General features: G+C 75.2%; 25 protein-coding genes and 1 pseudogene. 23 read left to right on the top strand and 3 right to left on the bottom strand.

The window, feature by feature from the left end; translation table 11 throughout:
- Positions 1-534: 534 nt before the first annotated feature.
- From C8054_RS33250 to C8054_RS16040, 9 genes and pseudogenes are all read left to right on the top strand, one after another.
- Positions 535-777, top strand: a pseudogene (locus C8054_RS33250) (hypothetical protein); the annotation flags it as partial.
- Between the two features lie 2 nt (positions 778-779).
- Positions 780-1,088: a DUF167 domain-containing protein gene (locus tag C8054_RS16075; protein ID WP_107157598.1), complete on the top strand. Its 309-nt coding sequence runs from the start codon at positions 780-782 to the stop codon at positions 1,086-1,088.
- Between the two features lie 22 nt (positions 1,089-1,110).
- Positions 1,111-2,616: a potassium/proton antiporter gene (locus C8054_RS16070; protein WP_107157597.1), complete on the top strand. Its 1,506-nt coding sequence runs from the start codon at positions 1,111-1,113 to the stop codon at positions 2,614-2,616.
- Positions 2,617-2,836: 220 nt separating this feature from the next.
- Positions 2,837-3,256, top strand: a complete 420-nt coding sequence (locus C8054_RS16065) for a TraR/DksA C4-type zinc finger protein (RefSeq protein ID WP_107157596.1) — start codon at positions 2,837-2,839, stop codon at positions 3,254-3,256.
- A 70-nt stretch (positions 3,257-3,326) separates the two neighbouring features.
- Complete coding sequence (gene lspA, locus C8054_RS16060) at positions 3,327-3,935, top strand: signal peptidase II (protein ID WP_107157622.1); 609 nt, start codon at positions 3,327-3,329, stop codon at positions 3,933-3,935.
- Positions 3,932-4,876 (top strand): RluA family pseudouridine synthase, encoded by a 945-nt coding sequence (locus C8054_RS16055; RefSeq protein ID WP_107157595.1) that lies wholly within the window; start codon positions 3,932-3,934, stop codon positions 4,874-4,876. Before lspA ends, C8054_RS16055 begins: the two co-directional genes overlap by 4 nt.
- A 2-nt stretch (positions 4,877-4,878) precedes the next feature.
- Positions 4,879-5,736, top strand: coding sequence for a hypothetical protein (locus tag C8054_RS16050; protein ID WP_107157594.1), 858 nt, complete (start codon positions 4,879-4,881; stop codon positions 5,734-5,736).
- Between the two features lie 141 nt (positions 5,737-5,877).
- On the top strand, positions 5,878-7,464 hold the full coding sequence (locus C8054_RS16045) for an ATPase (RefSeq protein ID WP_107157593.1): 1,587 nt from the start codon (positions 5,878-5,880) through the stop codon (positions 7,462-7,464).
- Positions 7,465-7,512: 48 nt separating this feature from the next.
- On the top strand, positions 7,513-8,526 hold the full coding sequence (locus C8054_RS16040) for a DUF2567 domain-containing protein (protein ID WP_233219662.1): 1,014 nt from the start codon (positions 7,513-7,515) through the stop codon (positions 8,524-8,526).
- Here C8054_RS16040 and C8054_RS16035 read toward each other — a convergent pair.
- Positions 8,492-9,196, bottom strand: coding sequence for an LON peptidase substrate-binding domain-containing protein (locus C8054_RS16035; RefSeq protein WP_107157592.1), 705 nt, complete (start codon positions 9,194-9,196; stop codon positions 8,492-8,494). The genes C8054_RS16040 and C8054_RS16035 overlap by 35 nt on opposite strands.
- Before the next feature lie 106 nt (positions 9,197-9,302).
- Here C8054_RS16035 and hisD point away from each other — a divergent pair, with 106 nt between their 5' ends.
- From hisD to hisF, 12 genes are all read left to right on the top strand, one after another.
- A complete protein-coding gene (gene hisD / locus C8054_RS16030; RefSeq protein WP_107157591.1) occupies positions 9,303-10,625 on the top strand; it encodes a histidinol dehydrogenase in 1,323 nt (440 codons plus the stop codon).
- Entirely contained in the window at positions 10,622-11,695 is a 1,074-nt protein-coding gene (locus C8054_RS16025) for a histidinol-phosphate transaminase (protein WP_107157590.1), read from the top strand. Before hisD ends, C8054_RS16025 begins: the two co-directional genes overlap by 4 nt.
- Entirely contained in the window at positions 11,692-12,303 is a 612-nt protein-coding gene (hisB, locus tag C8054_RS16020; protein WP_107157589.1) for an imidazoleglycerol-phosphate dehydratase HisB, read from the top strand. The genes C8054_RS16025 and hisB overlap by 4 nt, the downstream gene beginning before the upstream one ends.
- A gap of 2 nt (positions 12,304-12,305) precedes the next feature.
- Positions 12,306-12,473, top strand: a complete 168-nt coding sequence (locus tag C8054_RS32300; RefSeq protein ID WP_199199777.1) for a hypothetical protein — start codon at positions 12,306-12,308, stop codon at positions 12,471-12,473.
- Complete coding sequence (hisH, locus tag C8054_RS16015) at positions 12,473-13,099, top strand: imidazole glycerol phosphate synthase subunit HisH (protein WP_107157588.1); 627 nt, start codon at positions 12,473-12,475, stop codon at positions 13,097-13,099. The genes C8054_RS32300 and hisH overlap by 1 nt, the downstream gene beginning before the upstream one ends.
- On the top strand, positions 13,092-13,412 hold the full coding sequence (locus tag C8054_RS16010; protein WP_107157587.1) for a hypothetical protein: 321 nt from the start codon (positions 13,092-13,094) through the stop codon (positions 13,410-13,412). The genes hisH and C8054_RS16010 overlap by 8 nt, the downstream gene beginning before the upstream one ends.
- 19 nt (positions 13,413-13,431) lie before the next feature.
- Positions 13,432-14,160 (top strand): bifunctional 1-(5-phosphoribosyl)-5-((5-phosphoribosylamino)methylideneamino)imidazole-4-carboxamide isomerase/phosphoribosylanthranilate isomerase PriA, encoded by a 729-nt coding sequence (gene priA / locus C8054_RS16005; RefSeq protein WP_107157586.1) that lies wholly within the window; start codon positions 13,432-13,434, stop codon positions 14,158-14,160.
- Positions 14,157-14,570 (top strand): RidA family protein, encoded by a 414-nt coding sequence (locus C8054_RS16000; protein WP_107157585.1) that lies wholly within the window; start codon positions 14,157-14,159, stop codon positions 14,568-14,570. The genes priA and C8054_RS16000 overlap by 4 nt, the downstream gene beginning before the upstream one ends.
- A gap of 154 nt (positions 14,571-14,724) precedes the next feature.
- Positions 14,725-15,171: a MarR family winged helix-turn-helix transcriptional regulator gene (locus C8054_RS15995; protein ID WP_107157584.1), complete on the top strand. Its 447-nt coding sequence runs from the start codon at positions 14,725-14,727 to the stop codon at positions 15,169-15,171.
- A gap of 2 nt (positions 15,172-15,173) precedes the next feature.
- Positions 15,174-15,599, top strand: coding sequence for an organic hydroperoxide resistance protein (locus tag C8054_RS15990; protein ID WP_107157583.1), 426 nt, complete (start codon positions 15,174-15,176; stop codon positions 15,597-15,599).
- Positions 15,596-16,606 carry an NADP-dependent oxidoreductase gene (locus tag C8054_RS15985; RefSeq protein ID WP_107157582.1) on the top strand — a complete coding sequence of 337 codons (1,011 nt, stop codon included), beginning with the start codon at positions 15,596-15,598 and terminating at the stop codon, positions 16,604-16,606. Before C8054_RS15990 ends, C8054_RS15985 begins: the two co-directional genes overlap by 4 nt.
- A 79-nt stretch (positions 16,607-16,685) precedes the next feature.
- Complete coding sequence (gene hisF, locus C8054_RS15980) at positions 16,686-17,453, top strand: imidazole glycerol phosphate synthase subunit HisF (protein WP_107157581.1); 768 nt, start codon at positions 16,686-16,688, stop codon at positions 17,451-17,453.
- Between the two features lie 20 nt (positions 17,454-17,473).
- Here hisF and C8054_RS15975 read toward each other — a convergent pair whose 3' ends face one another.
- A complete protein-coding gene (locus C8054_RS15975) occupies positions 17,474-17,935 on the bottom strand; it encodes a hypothetical protein (RefSeq protein WP_107157580.1) in 462 nt (153 codons plus the stop codon).
- Between the two features lie 67 nt (positions 17,936-18,002).
- Positions 18,003-18,683, bottom strand: a complete 681-nt coding sequence (locus C8054_RS15970) for a YitT family protein (RefSeq protein WP_107157579.1) — start codon at positions 18,681-18,683, stop codon at positions 18,003-18,005.
- A 59-nt stretch (positions 18,684-18,742) separates the two neighbouring features.
- On the opposite strand from C8054_RS15970, the gene C8054_RS15965 reads away from it, so the two are divergent.
- Both C8054_RS15965 and C8054_RS15960 read left to right on the top strand, forming a co-directional pair.
- Positions 18,743-20,194 (top strand): PLP-dependent aminotransferase family protein, encoded by a 1,452-nt coding sequence (locus C8054_RS15965; RefSeq protein WP_107157578.1) that lies wholly within the window; start codon positions 18,743-18,745, stop codon positions 20,192-20,194.
- A gap of 73 nt (positions 20,195-20,267) precedes the next feature.
- Positions 20,268-21,575: a low temperature requirement protein A gene (locus tag C8054_RS15960; RefSeq protein ID WP_199199775.1), complete on the top strand. Its 1,308-nt coding sequence runs from the start codon at positions 20,268-20,270 to the stop codon at positions 21,573-21,575.
- Positions 21,576-21,625: the final 50 nt, after the last annotated feature.

Here is a 21,625-nt window from a genome sequence, read left to right as displayed (position 1 = left end):
GCCAGCCTGCTGTCCGCCGTCGCCTTCGTCGTGTTCGCCCGCCAGGCGGCCGCGGCCCGGGCCGCGGCGGGCCGCGAGTCCGGCCCGCGTTCCCGGACCGTTCCCGCCGGCCCGTCCCCGGACGAGCCGGTGAGCCCGGTCCCGCATCACACGTCCACGGTCGGTGCCGGTGGACCCGGGTGGCGGCAACCGCCCGGGCCGCCGGCGGCCGAGCCCTACGCGCCGCCCGCCCGCGCCTACGCGCCGCCGGACGAGCCGTCGACCGGGGTCTATCCGCCGCCGGACGAGCCGGACGCTCGCGGGTACCCGCCGCCGGACGAGCCGGACATCCACGGGTTCCCGCCGGCCGACGGGCCGGACGTCCCGCCGGCCGGCGCCTATTCACCACCGACGGGGCCGGACGTTCCGTCGACCGGCGTCTATTCGCCGCCGACGGGGCCGGGTGCCGCGCCGTTCGTGGCCTACTCGGTGGTCGAGTCGGAGGTCGCGCCGCCGTCGGCCGAGCCGACGCCCACGTCGCCCGCCCCGGGCGGGCCGCTCGCCGGCGATCCGTCGGCCGAGTTCCTCTCCGCCGGGGAGGTCGCCCGGCTGGTGCGACTGCCCGACGAGGTCCGGGTGGTCGACGGCCATCCCCGCTTCCACCTGGCCGACTGTCCCCACCTGGTGGGCCGGCCGGCCGAGTCGTTGCCGGTCGCCGAGGCGGTCGGGCTCGGCTTCACGCCGTGCGCGTACTGCGCCGCCGCCACCACGCTGCTCACCGACGCCCGGCCACGCTGACCATGACGACCGCGGACGCCCCGCTCACCGTCGCGGTGCGCGTGAAGCCCGGCGCGGCCCGGGCCCGGGTGGGCGGCCGGTTCGACGGGCCGTACGGCCCGGCCCTGGTCGTCGCCGTGCACGCGCCGGCGGTGGACGGCCGGGCCACCGAGGCGGCCCGACGCGCGCTGGCCGACGCGCTCGGCGTCCGGCCGGCGGTGGTGTCGCTGCGGTCCGGCGCGGCCAGCCGGGACAAACTCTTCCTGGTCGAGCGCCCGGCCGACCGCCTGCCCGAGGTGCTGCGTCGGCTGCGCGACGGCAGCGCGGAATGAGGGTCCGGCGGGCCGGTACGCGATGACGCCGGGGCTGAACCTCGCGCTGCTGGTGGGCGCCGCCGTGCTGCTGGTCGCGGTGGGCGCGGTGCGCTTCTCCACCCGGCTCGGCGTGCCCAGCCTCCTGGTCTACCTGGCGCTCGGCGTACTCATCGGCGAGGCCGGCCTGGGCATCCGCTTCGACGACGTCGAACTGACCCGGGTGCTGGGCTTCTGCGCGCTCATCGTGATCATCGCCGAGGGTGGCCTGAGCGCCCGGTGGAGCACGCTGCGGCCGGTGCTCGGCCTGGCGGCCGTGCTCTCCACGGTCGGCGTGGTGGTCAGCATCGTGGTCGTCGGCGTGGTGGTGCACCTGCTGCTCGGCCTGGACTGGCGGCTGGCCCTGCTCTACGGCGCGGTGCTCTCCTCCACCGACGCCGCGGCGGTCTTCGCCACACTGCGCCGGCTGCGCCTGCCGCCCCGGCTGGTGGCCACGCTGGAGGCCGAGTCCGGGATGAACGACGCCCCGGTGGTCCTGCTGGTGCTGCTGCTGTCCCGGGCCGGCGTGGCGGCGGCCCACCCCTGGTGGTACGAGGCGCTGCTGCTCGGGTACGAGTTGGGCGCCGGCGCGGCGGTCGGCGTGGGCGCGGGCCTGGCCGGACGGTACGCGCTGCGTCGCGCCGCGCTGCCCTCGGCCGGCCTCTACCCGATCGCGGTGGTGGGCTTCACCGTGCTGGCGTACGCGGCCGGTTCGGTGCTGCACGCCTCGGGCTTCCTCGCCGTCTACGTGGCCGGGGTGCTGCTCGGCAATTCGAACCTGCCGCACCGGCAGGCCATCCTCGGGTTCGCCGACGGGCTGGCCTGGCTGGCCCAGATCGGCCTGTTCGTGCTGCTCGGGCTGCTGGTCTCGCCGACCCGGCTGGACGCGGCGGTGCTGCCGGCCGTGATCACCGGCCTGGCCCTGCTGTTGTTCGCCAGGCCGCTGTCGGTGGCGGTCTCCGCGCTGCCGTTCCGGGTCTCCCGGCGCGAGCAGCTCTTCCTCTCCTGGGCCGGGCTGCGCGGCGCGGTGCCGATCGTGCTGGCCACCATCCCGCTCTCGCTGCGGGTGCCGGGCGCGGACCGGCTCTTCGACGCGGTCTTCGTGCTGGTGGTGATCTTCACGCTGCTCCAGGCCGGCACGCTCGCTCCGGCGGCTCGCCGGTTGGGCGTGACCGCGCCGGCGGAGGCGAGCGAGATCCTGCTGGAGACCGCGCCGCTGGAGCGGATGCGGGCCGACCTGCTCCAGTTGGAGGTGCCGCCCGGCTCCCGGTTGGGCGGGGTGCACGTGGACGAGCTGCGGCTGCCGGTGGGCGCGGCGGTCACGCTGGTGCTGCGCGACGGGGTCGGGTTCGTGCCCGGCCCGGACACCCGGCTGAAGGTGGGGGACAGCCTGCTCATCGTGGCCACCGCGGGGGTGCGGGACGCCGCGGAGCGGCGGTTGCGGGCGGTCAGTCGGCGCGGTCGCCTGGCCCGGTGGTTTGGGGAGTACGGCGAGGACCGGACCGGCTGATCTGCTAGCGTTCCTTTTGCCCCGATAGTTGGCACTTCGGGGCGGAAACTCGGAGCGACGGTGCGGCACGTTGTCGGACGCCTGTACGTTCCGTATTCTTGCCAACCTCCGGAGTGCACGGCGGGTCGCCGTGTGCCCCGTTCCGTTCGCGGGGGACGCGCCGGTGCCCCCTGCCCACGTACCGCTGACCGCCGCGCCACTGCGGCTGAGGGAGCTGACGATGGCGAAGCCAGCCGATACCAGGACCGCCGGCCGCAAGCCGGTGGCGAAGGCCACCCGCAGCGCGGCGGAGACCGAGAAGATCCGGGCCGCGCTGGCGGCGCGGCGGGACGAGCTCAACGCCGAGTACGATCAGACGCTGAGCGAGATCACCGAGCTGCAGCGCGACCGGCTGACCGACTCGGCCGGGGACGACCAGGCCGACACCGGCACCAAGACGTTCGAGCGTGAGCAGGAGATCTCTCTCGCCAACAGCATCAAGGAGCGGATCACGCAGGTCGAGCGCGCGTTGGAGCGGCTCGACGAGGGTGGCTACGGCTGGTGCGAGCGGTGCGGCAACCCGATCCCGGTGGAGCGGCTCGCCGCGTTCCCGTCGGCCACCCTCTGCGTGAGCTGCAAGCAGCTGGCGGAGCGGCGCTGACGTCGTCCGCTCCCCGGCGGCCGAACCGCAGACGGTGACCGCCACCGTCGCGAACGTCGATGGGGAGCAGATGACCGCAGCACCGCCCGCCGGGCCCGGCACCACCGAGTCGAGGGCCGGCGCCGCGCCCCGCCGTACGGCGGTCGGCCTGCTGCTCGGCGTCGCCCTCTTCTCGCTTCTTGCGGACCTGGGCACGAAGCAGCTCGCGCTCAGCGAGCTGCCCGGCCGGGAGGAGCCGCTGTCGGTGCTCGGCGGCGCCGTCTACTTCACGCTCACCCGCAACAGCGGGGCCGCCTGGAGCATCGGCGCGGACCACACCTGGATCTTCCCGCTGATCACGTTCGCGGTGATCGGGTGGATCGGCTGGATGGCGCTGCGGCTGCGCTCACTGCCGTGGGCGGTGTCGCTGGGCCTGGTGCTGGGCGGAGCGCTGGGCAACCTCACCGACCGGATCTTCCGGGCGCCTGGGCACTTCGTCGGCCACGTGGTCGACATGATCAGCCTGTTCGGCCCGTACGGCGAGCACTATCCGGTGTTCAACCTGGCCGACAGCTCGCTGGTCTGCGGCGTGGTGCTGGCGGTCTTCCTGGAGCTGACCGGCCGGCAGCGCGACGGCTCCCGGGCCGGCGCGAAACCCACCACCGACGACACCCGGGCCGACGAGAAGGAGCGCGCGTGACCGCCGCGTACGCCACCGGTGGCGACCACCGCTCCCTGCCGGTCCCGGACGGGCTCGACGGCATGCGGCTGGACCAGGCCGTGTCCCGGCTGTTCGGGCTGTCCCGCACCGCCGCGGCGGCGCTCGTGGACGCCGGGGACGCGCTCGTCGACGGCGTGGCCCGGGCCAACTCGCACAAGGTGAAGGCCGGCGCCTGGCTGGAGGTCACGCTGCCCGCGCCGGTCGCCCCGCCGACCGTGGTGCCGCAGGCGGTGCCCGGCCTGACCGTGGTCTACGCCGACGACGACATCGTGGTGGTCGACAAGCCGGTCGGGGTGGCCGCGCACCCGAGCCCCGGCTGGACCGGCCCGACCGTGATCGGCGGGCTGGCCGGCATCGGCCACCGCATCTCCACCAGCGGCGCCGCCGAACGGCAGGGCGTGGTGCACCGGCTCGACGTGGGCACCACCGGGATCATGGCGGTGGCCAAGAGTGAGCTGGCCTACACCGCGTTGAAGCGCGCCTTCAAGGAGCGCGAGGTGGAGAAGCGCTACCACGCCGTGGTGCAGGGCCACCCGGACCCGCTGCGTGGCACCATCGACGCGCCGATCGACAGGCACCCGCACCACGACTACCGGTGGGCGGTGGTCTCCGGCGGCAAGCCGAGCATCACGCACTACGACACGCTGGAGGCGTTCCCCTCGGCCAGCCTGCTCGACGTGCGGCTGGAGACCGGGCGCACGCACCAGATCCGGGTGCACTTCTCCACCCTGCGGCACCCCTGCGTGGGCGACCTTACCTACGGCGCGGACCCGACCCTGTCGGGCCGGCTCAAGCTGTCCCGGCAGTGGCTGCACGCCCGCTCGCTGAGTTTCCGGCACCCGCGCACCGGTGACGAGGTCACGTTCGTCAGCGACTACCCGGACGACCTGGCCCGGGCGCTGGAGATCCTGCGCGACTGACCGTGGACGACGACGACACCGCGCCGCCGCGCCGCGCGGGTGCCGCGGCGCTCACCTGGCTCGCGCTCGGCTGCGCGCTGCTGGTGCTGGTGGTGGCCGTCGCGCAGCGGCGGGACCGGCCGGTCGGTGACCGTACGGTCGGCGAGGTGACCCGCGTCGGGGTGACCGCCGGCGGGTCCGTGCCGGCGTACCAGCGGGCCGCCGGCGCGGAGCTGGCCCGGCTCGACGCGCCGGACGGCTGGGCGCTCGTCACGTTCGCCGCCTACCTCACGCCGGCCCGGGTGGCGACCGCGTTGGCCGGGACACCGGTCTCGGCGGTGATCGCGCGCGTGCCGCTGCCCGGCCGGCAGACCGAGATCGTCCGGATCGCCGCGCTGCGGCTGCCCGACGACGTGGTCGGCGGGATGGCCGAGGTCGCCGCGCGCAAGGACCGGGAGGCCGCCGACTACCGGGCCCGCGCCGCCGCCCCGGCGGCCACCGCCGATCCCGGGCTCCGTCGGGAGTACGACACCGGCGCGGCGGTCGCGGCCCGGGAGGCGGCCGGCTACCGGGCCGGGTGCGCCTGTGTCTACGCCGCGGTGGTGCGGGCCGCGCCGGCCGCGCTGCGCGCGCTCGCCGACCGTCCCGGGGTACGGATGGTGGATCCGGCGCCGGAGGTGACCCGGTTGGACCGGACCGTGTTCACCCCGCCGCTGCCCGAGCAGCGGGACGTGGCCCGGCCACCGGCCGACACCGGTCCGACCGGGGACGGCGGAATGGGCGATTCGTCGGAAGCCGCACCGACAGTGAGCGGACCTTCACCGGCCGGTCGGTCGCCGGTCCCCGGCTCCGCTCCGGCCAATCCCACTCCCACCTCCTGAGACACCCGGATGCGCGCCGGTCCGCCGGGTGCCACGGTGAGCAGAGCCACCGGGCGATGTGCGGCGCGGGGAGTGGTCCGAATAGGGTTTCGTTCGTAGCCTGTCAGGCGTCAGATCGATGGGCTGGGGGAGGGCGAATCCTTGGACGGCAGCGAGACCGGCTGGGGTCGGCAGGGTGAGCCGGCACCGCGGTGGCGGGCGCTGCTCGACCGGGCCCGGCTCGGCGGTCGCGGCGCGGAGCACGCCGACGCCGACCGGCACGCCGAGGAATCCGTGCCGCCGCCCCCCGAAGCGCTGCCGCGCCGTGGCGCGGGCACCGGCTGGACCGGCCGCGCCGCCGCCGTCGGCCGCGCCGCCGACGGGTCGTACGCCGCCGAGCCCGGCTACCGGGCCGAGGCCACGTTCCGGGTGGACCCGGCCTTCCGCGCCGACCCGCGCCTCGACGGCGAGCCGGCGTACCGGGCGGAACCGGCGTACCGCACCGATCCGGAGCCGCTGGCCGAGCCGTCCTGGCGGGCCGAGCCGTCCTACGCCCCGGAGCCGCGCGAGCCGTCCTGGCGCGTCGACCCGTCCTACGCCACGGAGTCCCCGGTCGAGCCGCGCGCGGAGCCGTCCTGGCGACCCGAGCCGTCGTACCCCGCGGAGCCGCCGGCCGAGCCGTCCTGGCGACCCGAGCCGGAGCCGCGCGGGCGGGCCGAGGCGCCCGTCGAGTCGCGATACTCGCTGCTCGACGGCGGCTACCGCCCCGCCCCGCCGCCCGCGGAGTCCCGCTACGCGTTGCTGGACCGCGGCCGGTACCGGCCCGGCATCCCGCCGACGCCGGAACCACCCGTCGTGCCCACCCCGCGTCGGCCGGTCGAGGCACGGCCGGGCCGGATCGAGACGGCCCCGGCGCGGTGGCGCGCCCCGGCGCCGGACGCCGAGCTGGAACGGGCCACCGGCGTGCTCCGCCGCGAGCTGGGCACCCCCCGGGTGCTCGCGTTCGCCAACCCCAAGGGCGGGGTGCACAAGACCACCGCCACCGTGCTCGCCGCCGCGACCGTGGGAAGCGTGCGCGGGCGCGGCGTGCTCGCCTGGGACGACAACGAGCTGCGGGGCACGCTGGGCCTGCGCGCCGGCAGCGCCCGGCACGCCCGCACCATCCGCCATCTGGTCCACGACCTCGCGCAGATCGAGATCCTCGACGGCGAGACCCTGCTGTCCCACCTCGACGACTACCTGCGGCACGCCGCCGACGGGTCGTACGACGTGCTGGCCGGCGAGGAGAGCCCGCGCTTCGCCCAGCGACTCGACCAGTTCACCGTCAAGCGGGTGCTGGAGCTGCTGCGCCGCACCCACGAGGTGGTCTGCGTGGACACCGGCAACAACGTGGAGAGCCCGAACTGGCGCACCGTCATGCAGGCCGCCGACCAGCTCGTGGTGACCACCGTGCCGCGTGAGGACGCCGCCTTCAGCGCGGACTGGATGCTCGACCTGCTGCACGAGGTGGGCATGGGCGAGCTGGCCGACAACGCGGTCACGTTGATCTCCTGCCCGACGCCGGGGCGCACCTCGCTCCAGGACGACCTGGAACGGCACTTCGCCACCCGTACCCGGGCGGTCACGGTGGTGCCCTATGACCCGGCGCTGGAGACCGGCTCCTCGATCGAGTACCACCAGCTCCAGGCCGAGACCCGGCACGCCTGGCTCAAGGCGGCGGCGGTGATGGTGGAGCCGTTCGCGCGCTGAGCGCCGACCACCGCCCCACGCCGTGCCCGGGCCTGAGAGGATCACCGGGTGAGCCCGGACACCCCTGATCCCGAGCGGCCCGCCGACCGTACCGGCGCCGCGGAGCAGCCGCCCGCCGAGCAGCCGCCCGGCTGGCCCGGTGGTCTTCCGGTGCCCGCCGGCACCCCGGTCACCGCGCCTGGCGCGGCCCCGCTCGCCGGCCATCCGGACGTCGTCCGGGAACTGCCCGGCGCGACACCCGACCCGCGCCGCGACGGCGGCCGGCCGGTGGCGGCGGTCCTCGGCGTGGCGGCGCTGCTCACCGCGCTCGGCGTGCCGCTGGGTCTGCTGTGGGCCTGGGCCGCGCCGGGCACGCCGGTGCGGCAGACGCCGGACGGAGCGGTGTACGCGGTCCCGCAGCCGGAGCAACCGATCGCGGCCGACGGCTGGTTCAGCCTCCTCGCGCTCGGCTTCGGGGTCCTCTCCGCCATCACCCTGTGGGTGCTGCTGCGCCGCCGGCGCGGCCCGGTGGGCCTGCTCGCGGTGACGCTGGGCGGCCTCGGTGCGGCGGTGGTGGCCTGGCAGGTGGGCCGGCGGATCGGGCTGGGCACCTTCGAGCGGCTGCTGGACACCGCGCCACCGGGCACCGACTTCACCAAGCCGGCCGACCTGCGCGCCGGCGGGGTCGACTGGTTCGGTCCGCTGCCCCTGCCGCACGGCAACCTGCTGCTCGCGGCGTTCGGCGCGGCCGTCACGTACACGTTGCTGGCCGGCTGGTCGCGATGGCCGTCGCTGCGCCCCGAACCGGAACCCGACGCGTGGCCGGCCCCGCCCGGTCCGGGCGGCGGGTGGCCGGCGGCGTCGGGCCCGGGCGGCGGGTGGCCGGCGGCGTCGGGCCCGGACGGCGGTTTGCCGCCCCCGCCTGGCCCGGGCGGCGAGCGGCCATCCGCGTCGGAGGTCGCCGGGTGGCCGGCGGCGTCGGAGGTCGGTGGCCAGGGGTCGGCCGGCCCGGGGTCGGGGGACGACGACCGGCCGGACCCGCGGGGGTTCAGTTCGGCGCCGGAAGGCCCGCCAGCTCGCTGAGCGGCACCGGCACCGCCCGGACCTGACGCAGCAGCGCCGACTCGCGGTTGAGCAGGCGCAGCTCGGCGCGGAGCCGGCCGGGGGTGTCGTCGATGGCGAGCAGTCGCTGCCGGTCGGCGACGGTCAGCGCGGCGGTCGCCGCGACCAGGTGCGACAGCACGGTCGGGTCCTCCGGGAGCTGCTCGGAGATCTCCTCCTGGTCCGGCCGGATCAGGCCGAGATAGTGCCGGAACACCGAGATCACCCGGGCCGCCAGCACGTCGGCCACCTCGTCCGGGCCGGCCGGCTCGGGCAGCCACTCCACCTCGGCGGTGAGGTACGGCTCGGCGTCGTCGTCGATCTCGGCGACGCGGAACCGGCGCCGGCCCACCGTGACGATGTCGAAACCGCCGTCGGCCAGCTCGGTGACCTGCCGCAGCTCGGCCGTGCAGCCCACCTCGTGCAGGGTGATCTCGCCGCCGGCCAGCCCGGAGCGGCCCGGCGGCCCGGCCGGCGCGACCTCCCAGCCGGCCTGGATCGCCACCACGCCGAACTCGCGTGGCTCGCCCTCGGGCAGCCCCACCAGGTGGCGGACCAGGGCTCGGTAGCGCTCCTCGAAGATGTGCAGCGGAAGGACCAGCCCGGGGAAGAGGACGGTCCCGAGCGGGAACACCGGCAGCCGTGCGCTCACGTGATCGAGCGTAGCTCCCCCGCGCCCGGCCTGCGTGTCCCGGCTCACCGTCCCGGCGTGCGGGCGGCCCCGGTCGGTCCGACCGGCGGCGGCCTAGACTCGCAGTGTGCTGAATCGGATCGACCTGCGCGGCGGGGTGCCCGACCCGCGCCGCCTGCTGCCCCGTGCCCAGCTCGACGTCTCCGTCGCGGTCGAGCGGATCCGCCCCCTCGTCGAGGCGGTCCGCGAGCATGGCTACCCGGCGATCCGGGAGGCCAGCGAGCGGTTCGACGGCGTCGCGCCGGAGCATCTGCGGGTGCCGGTCGAGGTGATCCGCGCCGCCGAGGGCGAGCTGGACCCGCAGGTCCGCGCCGCGCTGCTGGAGTCGATCACCCGGGCCCGCAGGGTCCACGCCGACCAGCGCCGGACCGACCACACCACGACCGTGGTGCCCGGCGGCACGGTGACCGAGCGGTGGGTGCCGGTCGACCGGGTGGGCCTCTACGTCCCCGGCGGCCTGGCCATGTACCCGTCGACGGTGGTGATGAACGTGGTCCCGGCCCAGGCGGCCGGGGTGCGCTCGCTGGTGGTGGCGAGCCCGCCGCAGAAGGACAACGACGGCCTGCCCGACCCGCGGGTCCTCGCCGCCTGCGCGCTGCTCGGTGTGGACGAGGTGTACGCGGTCGGCGGCGCCCAGGCGGTGGCCATGCTCGCGTACGGCGCGACTGTCGACCCGGCCGGGAACGAGCGTTGCGACCCGGTCGACATGATCACCGGGCCGGGCAACATCTGGGTCACCGCCGCGAAGCGGCTGCTGCGCGGCGTGGTCGGCATCGACGCCGAGGCCGGCCCGACCGAGATCGCCGTCCTGGCCGACCACACCGCCGACCCGGCGCACGTCGCCGCCGACCTGATCAGCCAGGCCGAGCACGACCCCCTCGCGGCCAGCGTGCTGGTCACGCCGTCGACCGAGCTGGCCGACGCGGTCGACGCCGAGCTGGCCCGGCAGGTGCCGGCGGCCAAGCACGCCGAGCGGATCGGCATCGCGCTGCGCGGCGAGCAGAGCGGCGTGGTCCTCGTCGACGACCTGGCGGCCGGGCTGCGGGTGGTCGACGCGTACGCGGCCGAACACCTGGAGATCCAGACCGAGAACGCCCGCGAGTGGGCGTTGCGGGTGCGCAACGCCGGTGCGATCTTCGTGGGCGCCTGGTCGCCGGTGTCGCTCGGCGACTACTGCGCCGGCTCCAACCACGTGCTGCCCACCGGCGGCTGCGCCCGGCACTCCTCCGGGTTGTCAGTGCAGTCCTTCCTGCGCGGCGTCCACCTGGTGGAGTACACCGAGCAGGCGCTGCGCGAGGTGGCCCCGCACGTGGTCACGCTGGCCGGCGTGGAGGACCTGCCGGCACACGGCCAGGCGGTCCGCGTCCGCTTCCCCGGGGACGACTCGTGACCACGCTCGACGACCTGCCGATCCGGGACGACCTGCGCGGACGCTCCCCGTACGGCGCGCCGCAGCTCGACGTGCCGGTGCGGCTGAACACCAACGAGAACTCCTACCCGGTGCCCGAGCCGGTGGTCGAGGCGATCGCCAAGGCGGTCGCGGCCGAGCTGCGTGACCTCAACCGCTACCCGGACCGGGACGCGGTGGCGCTCCGCGCCGACCTGGCGGCGTACCTGGGCCACGACCTCACCGCCGACCACGTGTGGGCGGCCAACGGCTCCAACGAGATCCAGCAGCAGCTGCTCCAGGCGTTCGGCGGCCCCGGGCGCACCGCGCTCGGCTTCACCCCGGCGTACTCGATGCACCCGTTGCTGGCGCTCGGCACCGGCACCCGGTGGATCCCCGGCGTCCGGGGCGCCGACTTCGGGCTGACCGCCGCCGACGCGGTCGACCAGGTGCGCGCGCACCGCCCGGACGTGGTGTTCCTCTGCTCGCCGAACAACCCGACCGGCACCGCGCTCGACCCGGCCGTGGTCGCCGCCGTGCTGGCCGAGGCGCCCGGCATGGTGGTGGTGGACGAGGCGTACGCGGAGTTCGCCCGGCCCGGCACGGTCAGCGCGCTCGCCGTGCTGCCCGGCCACCCCCGACTGGTGGTCACCCGCACCATGAGCAAGGCGTTCGGGTTCGCCGGCGGCCGGCTGGGTTACCTGGCCGCCGACCCGGCGGTGGTGGCGGCGGTGCAGCTGGTCCGGCTGCCGTACCACCTCTCCGCGCTCACCCAGGCCGCCGCCCGGGCGGCGCTGGCGCACCGGGACGCGTTGCTCGGCACCGTCTCCGCGATCATGGTCCAGCGCGACCGGATCGTCGCCGAGCTGCGCGCGCGGGGGCGCCGGGTGGCCGACAGCGACGCCAACTTCGTGCTGTTCGACGTCGGCGGCGACCAGGTCGCCGCCTGGCGTACCCTGCTCGACGCCGGCGTGCTGGTCCGCGACGTCGGCCTGCCCGGCTGGCTGCGGGTCACCGCCGGAACCCCGGCCGAGACCGACGCCTTTCTGTCCGCGATGGAGAAGTTGTCATGAACCGCACCGCCCGGATCGAGCGGGTCACCAACGAGACCAAGGTGCTTGTCGAGATCGACCTCGACGGCACCGGCAAGGCCGACATCGAGACCGGCGTCGGCTTCTACGACCACATGCTGAACCAGATCGCCCGGCACGGCGGCTTCGACCTGACCGTGCACACGGTCGGCGACCTGGAGATCGACGCGCACCACACCATGGAGGACACCGCGCTCGCGTTGGGCACGGCGTTCGACAAGGCGCTGGGCGACAAGGCCGGCATCCGGCGGTACGGCTCGGCCACCGTCCCGATGGACGAGGTGCTGGTGCGGGCCGCGGTCGACCTGTCCGGTCGGCCGTACGTGGTGCACGACGAGCCGGCGCTGTCGCCGTACATCGGGCCGGTCTACCCGACCAGCATGACCCGGCACATCTGGGAGTCGTTCGGCCAGTCGGCCCGGGTCACGTTGCACGTGGACGTGCTGCGGGCGGCCCGGCCCGGCGGCCACCCGGACGCGCACCACGTGGTCGAGGCCCAGTTCAAGGCCGTGTCCCGGGCGCTGCGTGAGGCGACCGCGATCGACCCGCGCAGCGCCGGCGTGGTGCCGTCCACGAAGGGTGCGCTGTAACTGTGAAGGTGTTGCCGACGCTGCTGCTGATCCTGGCCGGGGTGCTGGTCGGTGGGACGTGGTCGCTGTACAAGCAGGGCGCCGCCCGCGCCGCCGTGGTGGTCACCGGCCTGCTGGCCGTGCTGGCGACCGCCGGTGGGCTGCTCTGGCTGCTGCCCGGGGAGGGCTGATGGCCCGGCGGGTGGTGGTGCTCGACTACGGCTCGGGCAACCTGCGTTCGGCCGAGCGCGCGCTGGAGCGGGCCGGTGCGGACGTCACCGTGACCGACGACCTGACCGCCGCCGCCGGGGCCGACGGCCTGGTGGTGCCGGGCGTCGGCGCGTACGCCGCGTGCATGGCGGGCATCGAGGCGCTCGGTGCCGGCCCGGTGATCGCCGAGCGGGTGGCGGCGGGCCGCCCGGTGCTCGGCATCTGCGTCGGCATGCAGGTGCTCTTCGCGCACGGCGACGAGCACGGCGTCGTGACCAAGGGCCTGGGCCTGCTGCCCGGCGGGGTGACGAAGCTGCCCGCGCCGCGCCTGCCGCACATGGGCTGGAACACGGTGCGCCCGCCGGACGGGTCGGTGCTCTTCGCCGGCCTGCCGGTCGACGCCCGGTTCTACTTCGTGCACTCCTACGGGGTCACCGACCCGGCCGCGCTCGCCGCCGCCGGCGCCGTCGTGACCACCGCGCACCACGGCGGCGACTTCGTCGCGGCGGTGGAGCGTGGGGCGCTGTCCGCCGCCCAGTTCCACCCGGAGAAGTCGGCCGACACGGGCGCGGCGCTCCTGCGCAACTGGCTCGGCACTTTTGAGTAAGGAGCGGGCCCGCCGTCGGGCGGCCCGCGAGGCCGAGCAGGAGCGGGAACGCGCCGTCCGGGCCCGGCGGGTGGCCGGTCGGGAGCGGCGCCGGGCCTGGGTACGCCGGCTGACGCCCCGGCTGCGGCGGGGGCGCACCGGTCGGCTGCGCCGGCACAGCTGGCGGGAGCGGGCGGCCATCGCGCTGCTCACCGCCGTCGCGGTGATCGGCATCTGGAGTTTCGTCGACGACCTCGCGCTGCGTCTGGCGTTGGTCGTGTTGTTGCTGCTGGTCCTGCCGGCGATCGTGGTGATCGCGATGGACCGTCGTTGAGGATGCGAGGAGACAACCGTTGAGCCTTGACCTGTTGCCCGCCGTGGACGTCGCCGACGGCCAGGCCGTCCGGCTCGTGCAGGGCGCCGCCGGCAGCGAGACCGCGTACGGCGACCCGCTGGAGGCGGCGCTCGCCTGGCAGTCCGACGGCGCGGAGTGGATCCACCTGGTGGACCTGGACGCCGCGTTCGGTCGGGGCTCCAACGCGGCGCTGCTCGCCGAGGTGGTCGGCAAGCTCGACGTGCACGTGGAGTTGTCCGGCGGGATCCGCGACGACGAGTCGTTGCGGGCGGCGCTGGGCACCGGGGCGGCCCGGGTGAACATCGGCACCGCCGCGTTGGAGGATCCCGAGTGGTGCGACCGGATCTGCGGCGAGTACGGGGACCGCGTGGCGATCGGGCTGGACGTGCGCGGGCGTACCCTCTCGGCGCGGGGCTGGACCCGCGACGGCGGTGACCTGTACGAGGTGCTGGCCCGGCTGGACGCGGCCGGCGCGGCGCGGTACGTGGTCACCGACATCACCAAGGACGGCACCATGCGGGGGCCGAACCTGGACCTGCTGCGCGAGGTGTGCGCCCGCACCGACGCGCCGGTGATCGCCTCCGGCGGGGTGTCCACGCTGGACGACCTGCGGGCGCTGGCCACGCTGGAGCCGGTCGGCGTGGAGGGCGTGATCGCCGGCAAGGCGCTCTACGCGGGCGCGTTCACTGTCGCCGAGGCGCTCGCCACGCTGCGGGCCGGCGCGTGACGATCGAGGTGGGTGGGTCGCCGGTGGTGACCCGGCTCGGCTCGGGCGGCCCGTGGGAGGCGCTCTACGGCTACTCCCGGGTGGTCCGGGCCGGCGCGCTGGCGATCACCGCCGGCTGCACCTCGACGGTGGACGGTCGGGTGGCGCACGTGGGGGATGCGGCGGCGCAGACCGCGCAGGCGATCCGGATCGGCCTGGACGCGCTGGCCGAGGTGGGCGCGGAACCGGCCGACGTGGTTCGGACCCGGATGTACGTGACCGACCGGCTCTACGTCGACGAGGTGGGCCGGGCGCACAACGCGGTGTTCGGCCCGGTTCGTCCGGTGGCGACCATGGTGGTGGTGGCCGGTCTGGTCGACCCGGAGCACCTGGTCGAGATCGAGCTGGAGGCGTACGTCCCGCACCCCTGACCCCAGAGGTGGTGCGCCCTCTTTCCCGGAAAGAGTGGGTATCCGGGCCGGAATAGGCCCGCTTTCCGGGAAAGAGCGGCCTCCGGTGTGAGCGTGCGCGCACCTGCGCGCCTATAGGTTGTGCACAACTTGATTGTGCGCTACCTTTCGACGGGTGACCGATGATCTGGTGCTACGCCGGCAGGTGTGCTTCGCGCTCTACGCGGCGTCGCGCGCCCTGACCGACGTCTACCGGCCCATCCTCGACGAGCACGGCCTGACCTACCCGCAGTACCTGGTGCTGCTGGTGCTCTGGGAGCGCGACGACGACGCCCCCACGGTCTCCGAGCTCGGCGCGCGGCTCCGGCTCGACTCCGGCACGCTCTCCCCGCTGCTCAAGCGGCTGGAGGCGGCCGGTCTGGTGGTGCGAACCCGGTCGGCCGCCGACGAGCGCCGGGTCGAGGTGGGCCTCACCGATCGGGGCCGGACGCTGCGGGAGCGGATGGCGGACGTGCCGATGCGGGTGGCCGTGGCCACCGGCCTCACGGCGGCCGAACTGGTCGACCTCCGCGACACGCTCACCCGGGTCACCGAGACGATCCACCGACAGAAGGAGCAGTGACAATGCAGGTCCTCTACACCGCGTCCGCCAAGGCCACCGGCGACGGTCGCGACGGCCACGTCCGCACCTCCGACGGCACCGTCGACCTGAACCTCGCCGTGCCGAAGGAGATGGGCGGCGCCGGCGGCGCGGCCAACCCCGAGCAGCTCTTCGCGGCCGGCTACGCGGCCTGCTTCCACTCCGCGCTGCGTATCGTCGCCCGCCAGGCCAAGGCGGACGTCGCCGGCTCGGTCGTCGAGGCCGAGGTGGGCATCGGCCCGAACGGCAGCGGCGGCTACGGCCTGGCCGTGACACTGGTGGTGGACCTGCCCGCCGTCGAGCGCCCGGCCGCCGAGAAGCTGGTCGAGGCGGCCCACCAGGTCTGCCCCTACTCGAACGCGACCCGCGGCAACATCGAGGTCGCCCTGACCGTCCGGGAGGCCCTGTGAGCAGCGACAGCAGCGTGAACCGGGAGATCCACCTGGCGTCCCGCCCCGAGGGCTGGCCGACCGCCGACAACTTCCGGCTGGTCACCACCGAGGTGCCGACGCCGGGTCCGGGCCAGGTAGTGGTGCGCAACCAGTTCATGTCCGTCGACCCGTACATGCGGGGACGAATGAACGACGTCAAGTCGTACGTGCCGCCGTTCGCGCTCGACGCCCCGCTCGACGGCGGTGCGATCGGTGAGGTGGTGGCCGGCGAGGCCGCGGGCGTCAAGCCCGGTGACGTCGTGCTGCACGGCCTGGGCTGGCGCGAGTACGCGCTCGTCGACGCGACGGCCGTCCGCAAGGTCGACGCCGGCCTCGCGCCGGTCAGCGCCTACCTCAGTGTGCTCGGCATGACCGGGCTGACCGCGTACGCCGGGCTGCTCGACGTGGCCGCCATGAAGCCGGGGGAGACGGTCTTCGTCTCCGGCGCGGCCGGCGCGGTGGGCTCGATGGTCGGGCAGATCGCGAAGCTGCGCGGCGCCGGCCGGGTGATCGGCAGCGCCGGCTCCCGGGCGAAGGTCGAGCGGCTCGCCGCGCTCGGCTTCGACGCCGCCTTCGACTACCACGACGGGCCGGTGTACGAGCAGCTCAAGGCCGCCGCCCCGGGCGGTGTCGACGTGTACTTCGACAACGTCGGCGGGGAGCACCTGGAGGCCGCGATCGGGGCGATGAACCTGCACGGCCGCGCCGCCATCTGCGGCATGATCGCCCAGTACAACTCGGCCGAGCCGCCGGCCGCCCCGCGTAACCTGGCGCTGGTGATCGGCAAGCGGCTGACGCTGCGCGGCTTCCTCGTCGGTGACCACGGTCACCTGCGCGAGCAGTTCGTGCAGGAGGTGGCCGGCTGGCTGCGCGAGGGTCGCCTGTCGTACGACGAGACGGTGGTCGACGGCATCGAGCAGGCCCCGGACGCCTTCCTCGGCCTGCTGCGCGGCGAGAACCTCGGCAAGATGCTCGTCCGCCTCTGACGCCCCGCCCCGCGGAAGCGGCGGTGACCGGCCTCACCGGCCGGCCACCGCCGCTTCCGCGTTGGCTAGGCTTTCCGGCATGACGGTGGCGGTGCGGGTCATTCCGTGTCTGGACGTGGACGCCGGACGGGTGGTCAAGGGCGTCAACTTCGTCGACCTGCGCGACGCCGGCGACCCGGTGGAGCTGGCGGCGGCGTACGACCGGGCCGGGGCGGACGAGCTGACGTTCCTCGACGTCACCGCCTCGTCCAGCGACCGCGGCACGATGCTCGACGTGGTCCGGCGCACCGCCGAGTCGGTCTTCATCCCGCTCACCGTGGGCGGCGGCGTCCGGCAGGTCGCCGACGTCGACACGCTGCTGCGGGCCGGGGCGGACAAGGTCGGCGTGAACACCGCGGCCATCGCCCGCCCGGAGCTGATCGCCGAGATCGCCGATCGGTTCGGCCGCCAGGTGCTGGTGCTCTCGCTGGACGTGCGGCGCGCCCCGGCCGGGGTGACGCCCAGCGGCTTCGAGGTCACCACGCACGGCGGCCGGCGCGGCACCGGCCTGGACGCGGTGGCGTGGGCCGCGCGGGGCGCCGAGCTGGGTGCCGGCGAGATCCTGCTCAACTCGATGGACGCGGACGGCACCAAGGCCGGGTTCGACCTCCCGCTCATCCAGGCGGTCCGGGACGTGGTCGAGGTGCCGGTGATCGCCAGCGGTGGCGCGGGCGCGGTGGCGCACTTTCCGCCGGCCGTCGGCGCGGGCGCCGACGCGGTGCTCGCGGCCAGTGTCTTCCACTTCGGCGAGCTGACCGTCGGCGAGGTCAAGGACGCGCTGCGCGGCGCCGGGCACCCGGTGCGCTGACCGGGAGCCGGGCCCACGGGTCACTGTCGCCCGGAGCGCCCCTCCGGGGACCGGCGGGGCATCGGGATGGAGCGGACCACGTACTCCTGGACGGCGGCGGCGTGGTCGTCCTCGGCGAGCTGCCACTCGGCCTCGCCCGGCGGGTGCCGGCGGGTCAGCACGCCCTGCACGGTGTCGACAGTGGTGCCGAGCCCGGCGCTGGGCCGGGTGCGCCAGAGCCGTTCACCGTCCGGGGTGACCCGGAACCAGCCGTCGGCGACGCTGACCAGGCCGGCGCCGACGAGCCGCCGGACCGCTCCCTCGACCTCGTGTCGTTCGGGAATGGCCTGGTTGAGGTGGTCGGCGGTGGAGAGGACGTCGGCGAGACGCACCCCCTCGGGGCGGCGTGTGGCGGCGGCCCGGCGGTGCCGGCCGGCGCCGCTCGCGATGACCAACGCCACGAAGATCCAGGCGTCGCTCCAACGCCATCCGTTGTCCCCCATGCACGAATGATGCCCGCCCGCGACGGCGGAGAAAACACCCGGTTTTCCCGGCGCACGTCGTCGCAGCTCAGCGCGCTGCGGGCCGACCCGTACGGTGGCGGTCGGCCCGAACGCGCTCACGCAGCGTAGGCGCGGACCGGTCGGGTGGGATCGCGAAGATCGGGATGAACAGTTGGGCGAGTGGCCCGATGGCGAGCGCGTAGGCCACCGTGCCGAGACCGACGGTGCCGCCGAAGAGCCAGCCGAGGGCGAGCACTGTCACCTCGATGACGGTCCGGACCAGCCGGATCGACAGGCGCGGGCGGCGGGCGACCAGGCCGGTCATCAGGCCGTCGCGCGGCCCGGGGCCGAGCCCGGCGCCCAGGTAGAGGCCGGTGGCGGCGCCGTTGGCGACGATGCCGACCACCAGCAGCGCGGCGCGTACCGGCAGGCCCTCGCCCGGCGGCAGCACGAGCAGGGTGCCGTCGACGACCAGCCCGATCACCACCACGTTGCTGATCGTGCCGAGCCCGGGGCGCTGCCGCAGCGGGATCCAGAGCAGCAGCACCACGGCGCCGACGGCGATGGTGACCGTGCCGAAGGAGAGGCCGGTCTGCCGGGCCAGCCCCTGGTGGAACACGTCCCAGGGATCCAGGCCCAGCCCGGACCGGATCATCAGCGCCATGCTGAGCCCGTAGAGGACCAGGCCGGCGTAGAGCTGGGTGAGTCGCCGCACCGGCCGGTCCCGGAGATTGCCAAGCTGTGCCATGCATGCCACCCTAGGGTCCAATCGGCCATGCCGGAGAGGCCAATCGAGGAGGAGTGGCCATGACCAGCCAGGTGCGCGGTGTCCAATTGGCGCGGCTGCTCGGCCAGTGGCACGCGCTGCCCGGCCGGCGGCGCAGCCCGGACTACGTCGCGCTCGCCGCCGCCGTCCGTGGCCTGCTCGCCGACGGCCGGCTGCCCCTGGGGGTACGCCTGCCGGCCGAGCGGGAACTGGCCGAGGCGCTCCGGATCAGCCGGACCACCGTCACCGCCGCGTACCGCGAGTTGCGGGAGAGCGGCCACCTGGCGAGCCGGCGCGGCGCGGGGAGCTGGACCATGCTGCCGGGCACCCACCGGGTGGCCAGCACTGGCCTCTGGACGCCGCTCGACGACCGGGACATGATCGACCTCGGGGTCGCCGCGCTCTCCGCCCCGCCGCAGCTCGTCCCCGCCGCCCGCGCCGCGGCCGAGGACCTGCCCCGCTATCTCGGCGGCGCCGGCTACCACCCCACCGGCATCATCGAGCTGCGCGAGGCGGTGGCCCGCGGCTACACCCAGCGTGGCCTGCCCACCAGCCCCGAGCAGATCATGGTCACCAGCGGCACCCAGCACGCGCTGGACCTGGTGCTCCGGCTGGCGCTGTCCCCCGGCGGCGGGGTGCTGGTGGAGTCGCCCACCTACCCCAACGCGCTCGCCGCGCTCGCCGCCCGGCGGGCCCGGATCGCCACGCACGGGCTCTCCGACGACGGCTGGGACGCCGACCTGCTGCTCGGCAGCCTCCGGCAGACCCGGCCCAAGCTGGCGTACGTGATCCCGGAGTTCCACAACCCGACCGGCCACCTGATGGCGGCCGACCTGCGCGAGCGGCTGGTCGGCGCGGCCCACGCCGCCGGCGCCGACCTGGTGGTGGACGAGTCCTTCGTCGACCTGCCGCTGGACGACACCCCGCTGCCGCCACCGGTGGCGGTCTTCGACAGGCACTCCCGGGTGATCAGCATCGGCGGGATGAGCAAGCCCTACTGGGGCGGGCTGCGGATCGGCTGGGTCCGCGCCTCCGCGCCGCAGGTGCAGCGGCTGGCCGCGGCCCGGGTCGGCGTGGACATGGCCAGTCCGGTCCTCGACCAGCTCGTCGCGGTGCACCTGCTGGCCCAGGCGCCGGCCATCGTGGCGGCCCGCCGGACCCAGCTCGCCGGCCAGCGGGACGCGCTGGTCGCCGCGCTCGCCGACCGGCTGCCCGACTGGCGGTTCCGGGTGCCGCGTGGCGGCGTCACGCTCTGGGCCGAGCTGGACGGCCCGATCTCCAGCGCGTTGGCCCGGGCGGCCGAGGAGGTCGGCGTACGGCTGGCGCCCGGTCCCCGGTTCGGCCTGGACGGCACGCTGGAGCGGTTCCTCCGGCTGCCGTTCACGCTGCCAGCCGCGGAGTTGGCGGAGGCGGTGGGGCGGCTCGCCGCGGTCCGCTACGACCTGGACCGGGCCGGCCGGCCGCAGTGGCGGGAGCCGAGCGTCATCGCCTGAGCGACCGGTCCCGTTCCGGTGGTTGCCAGCCGAACCGGAGCCCCGGACGGCGGCGGCCCCGCAGACTGCCCGGGTGGGGAACCGGAGCGACGCCCGCTGGACGTGGGCGCTGCGCGCCGCCGCCCCCGGTTCCCGCACCACCCGGCTGGAACTCTTCTACGACCTGGTCTTCGTCTTCGCGTTCCTCAGCGTCACCACGCTGACCGCCAGTGAGCTGACCCCGGTCAACCTCTACCGCTTCCTGCTGGTGCTGGCGCTGCTCTGGTGGTCGTGGACCGGTTTCGCGCGGGTGGGCAACGCCTGCCGCGCCGACCAGGGCATGCTGCCGCTGGTCGGCTTCGTGACGGTGGCGGCCACGTTCCTGCTCGTGCTCAGCGCGCCCGGCGCGTTCTCCGACCGTCCCGGCGGCCTGCCCGGCCCGCTGGTCTTCGCCGGCTGCTACTTCGTGATCCGGATGGCCCAGCTCACCGTGTTCGGCCGGGTGGACCGGGCCGACCCGGTGCGTCGTCGACGGTTCCTGCTGCGCATCCTGGTGCCGGTCGTGGCCACCGTGCTGCTCGTGGCTGCCGGCACCGTCCGGGCCTGGCTGCCCGACGGCCGGCTCGCGGTCGGGCTGCAACTGGCGCTCTGGACGCTGGCGGTGCTTGTCGAGTACGTGGTCGGCACCACCGTGGCCTGGCACTGGTGGGTGGTGGTCTCGGCCGGGCACTGGGCGGAACGCCACGCGCTGATGGTGCTGGTCGCGCTCGGTGAGTCGATCATCGCGCTGGGGCTCGGCCCGAAGACCGGGCTGCCGCTGACCGGCCCGGTGGCGGTGGCCGCGCTGCTCGGCATCGCGATCGTGGCGGCGCTCTGGTGGGCGTACTTCGACACGCTGGCGTTCGCGCTGGAGCAGGCGCTGCACCACGCCCGGGACCGGGACGCCCGGCTGCGGTTGAGCCGCTCGGTCTACACGTTCCTGCACCTGCCGATGGTCACCGGGACGATCTTCTACGCGCTCGGCCTCAAGGACCTGCTCGCCGAGATCGCGGACCCGGCCACCCCGCCCTGGGGGTGGCCGTTGGGTGACTTCTGGGGCGGCGTCCTCTTCGGCGGGGTGGCGCTCTACCTGCTCAGCATCGCCGGCTGCTGGTGGTTGGCGGTGCGCGAGGTGCACCGTCCGCTGCTGGTCACGGTGGCGGCGCTGGTCGTGGTCGGCCCGTTCGCGTTCCGGATCCCGGAGGTGGCCGCGCTGGGCGTGCTGGCGGTGCTCACCGGCGCCGGCGTCACCTGGGAGACGCGCAGTGAGGACGGCCGCCGCCGCCGGGTGCGTCAGCTCGCGCTGGAGGAGCAGGTGGCCGCCGAGGCCGAGCAGAGCCGGTGGCGTCGGGAACACCTGTGACGGCGCGGGCCGCCGGGGCCGGTCCCGCGCGGGCCGTGCCCCGGGACGGT

Origin of the sequence: Micromonospora sp. RP3T (genome assembly GCF_003027925.1) — a bacterium.
Taxonomy (GTDB): Bacteria; Actinomycetota; Actinomycetes; order Mycobacteriales; family Micromonosporaceae; genus Micromonospora.
Note: the sequence above shows the minus strand (reverse complement) of the source record. Positions and strands in the feature narration are given on the sequence as shown.

Excerpts from the sequence above, each read along its gene's own strand:
- C8054_RS16075 (WP_107157598.1), top strand. The coding sequence starts at position 780 with ATGACGACCGCGGACGCCCCGCTCACCGTCGCGGTGCGCGTGAAGCCC.
- C8054_RS16070 (WP_107157597.1), top strand. The coding sequence starts at position 1,111 with ATGACGCCGGGGCTGAACCTCGCGCTGCTGGTGGGCGCCGCCGTGCTG.
- C8054_RS16065 (WP_107157596.1), top strand. The coding sequence starts at position 2,837 with ATGGCGAAGCCAGCCGATACCAGGACCGCCGGCCGCAAGCCGGTGGCG.
- lspA (WP_107157622.1), top strand. The coding sequence starts at position 3,327 with ATGACCGCAGCACCGCCCGCCGGGCCCGGCACCACCGAGTCGAGGGCC.
- hisB (WP_107157589.1), top strand. The coding sequence starts at position 11,692 with ATGAACCGCACCGCCCGGATCGAGCGGGTCACCAACGAGACCAAGGTG.
- hisH (WP_107157588.1), top strand. The coding sequence starts at position 12,473 with ATGGCCCGGCGGGTGGTGGTGCTCGACTACGGCTCGGGCAACCTGCGT.
- C8054_RS15990 (WP_107157583.1), top strand. The coding sequence starts at position 15,174 with ATGCAGGTCCTCTACACCGCGTCCGCCAAGGCCACCGGCGACGGTCGC.
- hisF (WP_107157581.1), top strand. The coding sequence starts at position 16,686 with ATGACGGTGGCGGTGCGGGTCATTCCGTGTCTGGACGTGGACGCCGGA.
- C8054_RS15975 (WP_107157580.1), bottom strand. The coding sequence starts at position 17,935 with ATGGGGGACAACGGATGGCGTTGGAGCGACGCCTGGATCTTCGTGGCG.
- C8054_RS15970 (WP_107157579.1), bottom strand. The coding sequence starts at position 18,683 with ATGGCACAGCTTGGCAATCTCCGGGACCGGCCGGTGCGGCGACTCACC.
- C8054_RS15965 (WP_107157578.1), top strand. The coding sequence starts at position 18,743 with ATGACCAGCCAGGTGCGCGGTGTCCAATTGGCGCGGCTGCTCGGCCAG.